This window comes from Falsiroseomonas oryzae (assembly GCF_027856955.1).
Lineage (GTDB): Bacteria > Pseudomonadota > Alphaproteobacteria > Acetobacterales > Acetobacteraceae > Falsiroseomonas > Falsiroseomonas oryzae.
In genome coordinates, this window is the sequence record NZ_JAPSMD010000248.1 from 1 (window position 1) to 7923 (window position 7923).

Consider the following 7923-nt stretch of genomic DNA (forward strand, 5'->3'; position numbering starts at 1 on the left):
TCCAGCTCCCGCAGCTGCGAATCCGCCGCGCGCAGCCCGGCATCGGCGCAGATGCGCGCCTGAAGCGGCCCGGCGGGCGCGGTGCAGGGCGGTGCCTGGCGCGGCTGCGCCTGCGCGGCAAAGGCAAGCGGCACGGACAGCAGCGCCGCGATGGCCGGACGAAGCATGTGGCGAGGCCCCTTCCGCAGCGCGCATCCCGATGGCGCGGCGCGGAGGGGATGATGCAACGGGATTGCGGCGCGCCGAAGGTGGCGGCGCGCCGCAACCTATTCCGCGGCCTGCTTCGGCGTCTCGCCCAAAGCGCCGGGCCGGCGCGCGCGCAGCCGGCGGATGCGGCGCGCATCGGCCTCCAGCACGCGGAACTCCAGGCCGGAAGCATGGCTGATCAGCTCGCCGCGCGCCGGCACGCGGCCGGCGAGCGTGAAGACCAGGCCGCCGACGGTATCGATGTCGGCGGCACGCTCCTCCTCGGTCAGGATGGGGCCCATCCGCGTCTCGAAGGCCTCGATCGTCGTGCGCGCGTCCAGCTCCAGCGCGCCGTCCGGGCGTTCCACGATGGTGGGCGTCGCGATTTCGTCGTGCTCGTCGCTGATGTCGCCGACGATGGTCTCGACCAGGTCCTCGATGGTGACCAGCCCGTCGATGCCGCCGTACTCGTCCACCACCAGCGCCATGTGGATGCGCGCGGCGCGCATCTGCAGCAGCAGGTCCAGCACCGGGATGGTGGGCACCACCAGCAGCGGCTTGCGCAGGATGCCCTTCAGCGAGAAGGCGCCGGGATCCCGGCCGACCGCGGCGAAGACGTCCTTGATGTGGACCATGCCCACGATGTCGTCGAGGTTGCCGCGATAGACCGGGAAGCGGCTGTGGCCCTCCTTCTGGATGAGCCGGATCGCCTGGTCGAGCGTCAGGTCCTCCGGCATGGCCAGGATGTCGGCGCGCGGCACCATCACGTCGTAGGCGGTCTTGTCGCGCAGCCGCAGCACGTTGCCGAGCAGGATGCGCTCATGCGGGTCGAGGCCGGTGTCGTCTTCCTGCTTGCCGCGACGGTCGTCGTCGCGGTGCGGCTTGCCTTCGAGCAGCTCCTCCACGCGGTCACGCACGCTCTCGGCCTCGCGCTTGCGCAGCAGACCCTGCAGCTTCCAGAACAGGCCGTTCCGTCGCTCTCGCTCCGCGTGGCCGTTACCGCTGGCGGCGCTCACGTGACGCCCTTCCACGGGTTCGGCCGGCCGAGGCGGCGCATCACGCGGGCCTCCGCGCGTTCCATGCGTCGGGCCTCGCCGGCATGCAGGTGGTCGTGCCCGGCCAAGTGCAGCGCCCCATGCGCGACCAGATGCGCCAGGTGGTCGGCCGCGCGGCGCCTGGCCCCGCGGGCCTCCCGCCGGACCACGCCGAGCGCCAGCGCGACGTCGCCGAGATAGCCGGGGACCTCCGCCGGGAAGGACAGTACGTTGGTCGGCTTGGCCTTGGCGCGGTGGCGGCCATTGAGCCGCTTCACCGCGGCGTCGTCGGCCAGCAGCACCGTCACGGCGCCGCGCGCCCCCGCCTCATCCAGGGCCGCGGCGACGGCGCGGCGGGCAAGCGCCTCGGGCCGAGGCACCGCGGCGCGCCATCCTGGCGCCTCCAGGAGGACGGTGACCTGCCCGCCCCCCGATCGAATCCCGGCCGAAACCCGGCCGGGACGTCTACTTCCCGGTTCCATCCTTCTCCATACCCGCGCGCCCGCGACCCTCCCGGGAACGGGGAGACGCCGCGTCGGCACGCCCATAGGCCGCGACAATACGGGCCACTAGTGGATGTCTTACCACATCCCGCTCTGCGAATCTCGCAACCGCGATGCCCTCCACCCCGTCCAGGATCGAAAGCGCCTCGTGCAGGCCGGAGGCCTGGCCGGGGGGCAGGTCCACCTGGGTGGGGTCGCCGGTGACGACCATGCGGCTGCCCTCGCCCATGCGGGTCAGGAACATCTTCATCTGGGCGGGGGTGGTGTTCTGCGCCTCGTCCAGGATGGCGTAGCAATGCGCCAGGGTCCGGCCGCGCATGAAGGCGAGCGGCGCGACCTCGATCTCGCCGGCGGCCATGCGGCGGGCGACCTGCTCGGCCGGCATCATGTCGTGCAGCGCGTCGTAGAGCGGGCGGAGATAGGGATCGACCTTCTCCTTCATGTCGCCGGGCAGGAAGCCCAGCCGCTCCCCGGCCTCCACCGCCGGGCGGCTCAGCACGATGCGGTCCACCCGGCCGGCCTGCAGCAGCGCGACGCCCTGCGCCACGGCCAGGTAGGTCTTGCCGGTGCCCGCCGGGCCGATGCCGAACACCATCTCGGCGCGGGCCAGCATGTCCATGTAGGCGGCCTGGGCCGGGCTGCGTGGCGCGATCGCGCCCTTGCGGGTGCGGATCGCCGGGATGTCCTGCAGCGGCAGGCGGGGGTCGGCCTCCTGCACGCCTTCGGCCATGCGCATCGCGGCCTCGACCTCGGCGCTGCCCACATGCTCGCCCTTCTGCAATCGCCGCCACAGGTCGGCGAGCGCCGCCTCCGCCACCTCGGTCCGCTCCGGCGCCCCGGAGATGGTCAGCCGGTTGCCCCGGCTGGCGATCCGGATCCCGAGCCGCATCTCCATGCGGGCCAGGTTGCGGTCATGCTCCCCGTAGAGCAGCGGCAGCAGCTGGTTGTCGTCGAACTGCAGCGTGACCGACCGGCTGGAGGGGAGATCGGCGGCAGCCCGGTTTCGGGCGTCGCCGGCGCGGAAGGCGAGGGCGGTGGTGCTCAAGCGGCGGCTTTCTCCTGTTCGGGTTGATCTCCGGCGCGCTCGCCGCCGATGAGGCGGGCGGCGAGGGAATTGGGATGGGTGGCGACGACCTCGCAGGGCACGACCTGCCCGACGAGGGAGAGCGGGGCTTCGGCATGCACCGGCTGCAGCCAGGGTGAGCGCCCGGCCACCTGCCCGGGATGCCGGCCGGGGCCGGTGAAGAGGACGTCGATGCGCAGGCCGTGGCGCGACCGGTTGAACGCCAGCTGCTGCTCTCGCAGCAGGTGCTGGATCTCGTGCAGGCGCCGGTCCTTCTCGACCTCCGGCACCTGAAATGGGGCGCCCGCGGCGGGGGTTCCAGGCCGCGGCGAATACTTGAAGGAGAAGGCCTGGGCGAAGCCGACCCGTTCGATCAGGCGCAGCGTGTCGCGGTGGTCGTCCTCGGTCTCGCCGGGATGGCCCGCGATGAAGTCGGAGGAGAGCGCGAGGTCGGGCCGCGCGGCGCGCAGCTTCTCGACGATGCGCAGGAAGTCGGCCGCGGCGTGGCCGCGGTTCATCGCCTTCAGAACCCGGTCGGAGCCGGACTGCACGGGCAGGTGCAGGAAGGGCATCAGCGCCGGGATCTCGGCGTGGGCGGCGATCAGGTCGTCGTCCATGTCGCGCGGATGGCTGGTGGTGTAGCGCAGCCTGGCGAGGCCCTCGATGCCGGCCAGCTCGCGCAGCAACCGGCCGAGGCCCCAGGTGGCGCCGTCCGGGCCCTCCCCATGGTAGGCGTTCACGTTCTGGCCGAGCAGCGCGACCTCGCGCGCGCCCTGCGCCACCAGCCGCCTGGCCTCCGCGACCACGGCGGCGACGGGGCGCGAATACTCCGACCCCCGCGTGTAGGGCACCACGCAGAAGGAGCAGAACTTGTCGCAGCCCTCCTGGATAGTGAGGAAGGCGATCGGGCCCTGCGGCGCGGCGGCCTCCGGCAGGTGGTCGAACTTCGCCTCGGCCGGGAAGTCGGTCTCGATCACGGCGCCGGCGGCGCGGGTGGCGCGGGCCACCATCTCCGGCAGGCGGTGGTAGCTCTGCGGGCCCAGCACGATGTCCACCCAGGGGGAGCGGGCGGTGATCTCGGCGCCCTCGGCCTGGGCGACGCAGCCGGCCACCGCCAGCACCATGCGGCCGCCCTCGGCCTCCTTCGCGCGCTTCGCCTCGCGCAGCCGGCCGAGCTCGGAGAACAGCTTCTCGCTGGCCTTCTCGCGGATGTGGCAGGTGTTGAGGATGACCATGTCGGCGCCCTCCGGCGTCTCCGCCGGGGCATAGCCGAGGGGGGCCAGCACATCCGCCATGCGGGCGCTGTCATAGACGTTCATCTGGCAGCCCCAGGTCTTCACGAAAAGACGCTTGCGGGGCGCCGCGGGCGAGGAGCCGGTCATGTCGGGTAGAACTCCGCCACCCCGCCGGAGGTCCGGCAGGGGAAAGGCGGGGAGATGCGCAACGCGTGCGCCCGGGTCAAGCGCGGGGCACGGGCCGCATCGGCCAGTCGCGAATCGGCACGAAGGAAAGGTGCTTTGTTGCGCCGCGTCGGGTCAAGCGGCAACCACTCTGGTTGCGCCAGTGGGCGCCAGCGGCTCCGCCGGGCGGTTCTGCCGCAGCGTCGCGCAGCTTTCCGTCACCACCTCGGCGCAGGCCGCGGCCAGCGTCTTGCGGTCGGGATAGGCGGCAGGGTCGAGCGGGGCGTGCAGCACCACCGTGGCGCGCGACTTGGCGCGGCGCGCCAGGCGCCAGAAATGCGTGACGATGTCGGTGTCGCCGTACCAGGCAAAGAGGGGCCGGTCGCGCCGGCAGGCCGGCAGCCCGCCCAGCCGGTCGAACACCACGGAAACCGGCTGCACCACGCGCGCATGGTCGGCGACCGAGAGGAAGGCGCTGCGGAAGGGCAGCACGCGGCCGCCGTCGCTGGTGGTGCCCTCCGGGAACAGGACCAGGCTGTCGCCCTGGCCCAGCCTTTCGCGGATGGCCCCGGCCTCGCCCTTGGTGCCGGTGCGGGTGCGGCTGACGAAGACGGTGCGGCCGAGGCGGGCGACCACGCGGATCAGCGGCCATTCGCCGACCTCCCGCTTTGCCACGAAGCAGGCATCCAGCACGGCCCCCAGCACCACCACGTCCAGCCAGGAGGAATGGTTGGAGACGAACAGCACCGACCGGCCCGGCGCCGGCTGCCCCACCAGCTGGATGCGCAGGCCGAGCAGGAAGGCCAGGGTGCGGAAGTAGAAGCGCCCGAAGCCGACATGCAAGCGGCCCGGCAGCGCCAGCAGCGCCGCCTGCACGGGGATGGCGAGCAGGGTCCACAGCACGATGGTGACCAGCCGTCGCACCGCCCGCACCCGCCCGCCCAGCGGGCGGAAGCCCAGCACGTCGCCCCACAGCGTCTCCGGATCCGAGGAGGAGAAGCTGATCGCCTTGCGCCGCCGCCGGCGGGGCGGGCGCAGGGCTTCGGGCGTCGTCAGGCGGGTGGCGGCCTCCATGCGGCCCATTAACGCTGCATGCGACGACACGGCAATGAAGGCTCGGCGACGGCGCGATGAAGTCCGCAGGTGTGGCCCCCGTGCCGCGCGTTGCCCCGCGGCGGTCGGCGCGGCAGGCTGGCCCGATGAGGAGAGCGCCGCGATGACCCGCAGCCCGACCCGCCGAAGCCTGGTCCTGGCCGCCCTGGCCGTCCCGGCGCTGGCCCGCGCGCAGGCCGCCTGGTCGCCCGACCGGCCGGTGCGACTGGTGGTGCCCTTCGCGCCGGGCGGCAGCCAGGACGTGCTGGGACGGCTCTTCGCCCAGGCGGTGTCGCAATCCGTCGGGCAGAACATCGTGGTGGAGAACCGCGCCGGCGCCGGCGGCATCCTCGGCGCGCAGGAGGTGGCGCGCGCCGCGCCGGACGGGCACACGCTGCTGCTGGCCACCGCCGGGCAGCTGACCATCGCCAAGGCGATCGGCCGGCGGCTGAGCTACGACCCGATCGCCGACTTCGCGCCGATCATCCATCTCAGCGACAGCCCGGTCGCGCTGGTGGTGGCGCCGAACCTGCCGCCGCGCGACATCGCCGGCCTGCTGGCCTTCCTGCGCGCCGCGCCGCAGCCCGTGCCCTATGCCTCCACCGGCATCGGCACCAACACCCACCTGATCATGGAGGACCTGAAGGCGCGCGAGCGGCTGAACGTGGAGCACGTGCCCTATCGCGGCGCGGCCGCGGCCTTCAACGACCTGGCGGCGGGGCGCATCGCGCTGATGTTCGTCTCCGTGCCCTCGGTGCTGGCGGTGACGGGCGGGCAGTTCCGCGTGCTCGGCGTGACGTCGCGCGCGCGCTTCCCGGCGACGCCGGAGGTGCCGACGCTGATCGAGGGCGGCGTGCGCGACTTCGAGGCCTCGATCTGGACGGGCCTTGCCGCGCCGGCCGGCACGCCGGCGCCGGTGGTGGAGCGCTGGCGGGCGGAATTCGCCCGCGCCCTGGGCTCGGAGGCGGTGAAGCCGCGGCTGGAAGGGCTGGGCGCGACGGCCAATGGCGCCGGCCCTGCCGAGTTCGGCGCGTTGCTGCGCGAGGACCTGGCGCGCTGGACGCGCGTGGCTGCGCCACTCGCGCTGCAGCTGGACTGATCACCCGGGCAACCGGCGCCCGGTCGGTCACGCCCCGGTTCGGGGCGTGACCGCGCCGGCGGAGGCTCACCCGACCAGGGCGTGCTCCGAGGCGTGCGCCCAGGGCGGCGGGCTCGACCAGGAGGAGACGACGTTGATCGTGTCGGTGATGTCCAGGGTGAAGTCCGCCTCGGGATCGTCGTCGAAGTTCAGCGTGCCGCCGAACCGGATTGTATGGGGCCCGAGGGAGAGGTTCTCCAGCAGCACCCACCAGCCGCCCGACATGGCCGGGTCGTGCACCGCGTCCTGAGGCCTCAGTGAGGCCGTGTCGTAGCCGAGTTCGCCGGGCTGGAAGCTGGAATAGGTCTTCTCCGCGCCCTTGCCGATCTTCTGCTCGCCCAGGGAGAAGAAGTCGGACTGGACGTAGAACTCCTCGCCGATGTTGACGTGGGTGGGATCGGTGCGGTCGATGTCGATGATGACCCTCTCATTCGCCGTGCCCTCGTCGATGATGCAGAAGACCGAGGTGACCCAGTTCTCCCGGTAGTTCTCGAGGAAGCTCACCACGTCATCGGGCGTGGCATCCGGGTCTTCGGCGTAGTAGGCGTAGTCCTGCAGGCTCTCGACGATGTTGAACACCGGGATGAGGATATCGGTCCCGACCCGGACGTCGAATCCGCGGGTCAGCACGATTTCGCTTTGGTTTTCATAGGTGCTGCCCATCGCACCGGCCACGAAGAACATGTTCGGGTGGACCGCGCCCAGCGACGCGAAGTCCCCGGTCTGGTCCTCGAAGGCGTTGTTGCCGTCGTTGGTCTGCATGTGGAGCGCCCAGTCCCACCACTGTTCGGTCAGGTCTCCGTCCGGGGCGCTGATCTCGAAAGCTTTCTTCGGATTCGCGGGCTTCGGCATGGTTGATCTCCCTGCATTCACGGCTTCTGATGAAGCCGTCGGGATGAAATCAACCTGGTTCATATATAGAAATGATCTAAATCAATTTCCTGGCGATTGCGGTGCGGACGGGCTCCGCGACGCGCGCCTGGAAGCGTCGCAGGTCCGAGCGGGGGCGCGTCGAGGGGAGCGATCGCGAAAGCGGCCGGGCGGCGCCGCAGCCAGCCGCTGCGCGCGTCCCCCGGCGCATGCAAGATCCGACCGGAGCGGGCCATCTGGCCGGATGCCCTGCCCCCCCCCGGGAGACACGCATTCCAGGGCGGCCTGTGTCCCGTCGGCCGAACCGTGCGGGGCGTCCGTTCGACCGGACGCCGGTCCAGCTTCTCCGGCCCGGCGATTCACGCCCTTCGCCGTGCCCACCTTCGGTGTGCACACTCAGGGCGATCGCAGGGCTAGCGGAAGCTGCGGATGGACTGCGCCGGCAGGCCCGGCATCTCGATGTCGCTGCCGACCTGCTGCGTCGGGTCGAAGCCGGGCATGGCGTCGATGCCGGTCGGCGCCGGGGCCAGCGCGTTGCGGCGGGCGGCGGCAAACTCCTCGGCGGCCTGGGAGGGCATCGGCGCCGGCTCGTAGGCGCCGGCCGGCATGGCCGGCGGCGGCAGGGCCGCGCCGCGCG

At 72.2% G+C, this 7923-nt stretch carries 8 protein-coding genes; 1 reads left to right on the forward strand and 7 read right to left on the reverse strand.

The window, feature by feature from the left end:
- Nucleotides 1-266 precede the first annotated feature (266 nt).
- The 5 genes from OZN99_RS20280 to OZN99_RS20300 form a co-directional block, all read right to left on the reverse strand.
- Nucleotides 267-1202: a hemolysin family protein gene (locus tag OZN99_RS20280; protein WP_270937073.1), complete on the reverse strand. Its 936-nt coding sequence runs from the start codon at nucleotides 1200-1202 to the stop codon at nucleotides 267-269.
- A complete protein-coding gene (gene ybeY / locus OZN99_RS20285) occupies nucleotides 1199-1600 on the reverse strand; it encodes an rRNA maturation RNase YbeY (protein ID WP_333779751.1) in 402 nt (133 codons plus the stop codon). The genes OZN99_RS20280 and ybeY overlap by 4 nt, the downstream gene beginning before the upstream one ends.
- A gap of 85 nt (nucleotides 1601-1685) precedes the next feature.
- Nucleotides 1686-2768: a PhoH family protein gene (locus OZN99_RS20290; protein WP_408611869.1), complete on the reverse strand. Its 1083-nt coding sequence runs from the start codon at nucleotides 2766-2768 to the stop codon at nucleotides 1686-1688.
- Nucleotides 2765-4168: a tRNA (N6-isopentenyl adenosine(37)-C2)-methylthiotransferase MiaB gene (gene miaB / locus OZN99_RS20295; RefSeq protein ID WP_270937074.1), complete on the reverse strand. Its 1404-nt coding sequence runs from the start codon at nucleotides 4166-4168 to the stop codon at nucleotides 2765-2767. The genes OZN99_RS20290 and miaB overlap by 4 nt, the downstream gene beginning before the upstream one ends.
- A 153-nt stretch (nucleotides 4169-4321) precedes the next feature.
- Complete coding sequence (locus OZN99_RS20300; protein WP_270937075.1) at nucleotides 4322-5269, reverse strand: lysophospholipid acyltransferase family protein; 948 nt, start codon at nucleotides 5267-5269, stop codon at nucleotides 4322-4324.
- Nucleotides 5270-5402: 133 nt separating this feature from the next.
- On the opposite strand from OZN99_RS20300, the gene OZN99_RS20305 reads away from it, so the two are divergent.
- The gene (locus tag OZN99_RS20305) at nucleotides 5403-6377 is read left to right on the forward strand and encodes a Bug family tripartite tricarboxylate transporter substrate binding protein (RefSeq protein WP_270937076.1); all 975 of its coding nucleotides are present in this window, start codon (nucleotides 5403-5405) and stop codon (nucleotides 6375-6377) included.
- Nucleotides 6378-6443: 66 nt separating this feature from the next.
- Here the strand turns inward: OZN99_RS20305 and OZN99_RS20310 are convergent, their stop codons facing one another.
- Together OZN99_RS20310 and OZN99_RS20315 are read right to left on the reverse strand one after the other, a co-directional pair.
- Nucleotides 6444-7268: a hypothetical protein gene (locus OZN99_RS20310; protein WP_270937077.1), complete on the reverse strand. Its 825-nt coding sequence runs from the start codon at nucleotides 7266-7268 to the stop codon at nucleotides 6444-6446.
- Between the two features lie 431 nt (nucleotides 7269-7699).
- On the reverse strand, nucleotides 7700-7923 hold a 224-nt coding region (locus OZN99_RS20315; RefSeq protein WP_270937078.1), incomplete at its 5' end, for a hypothetical protein.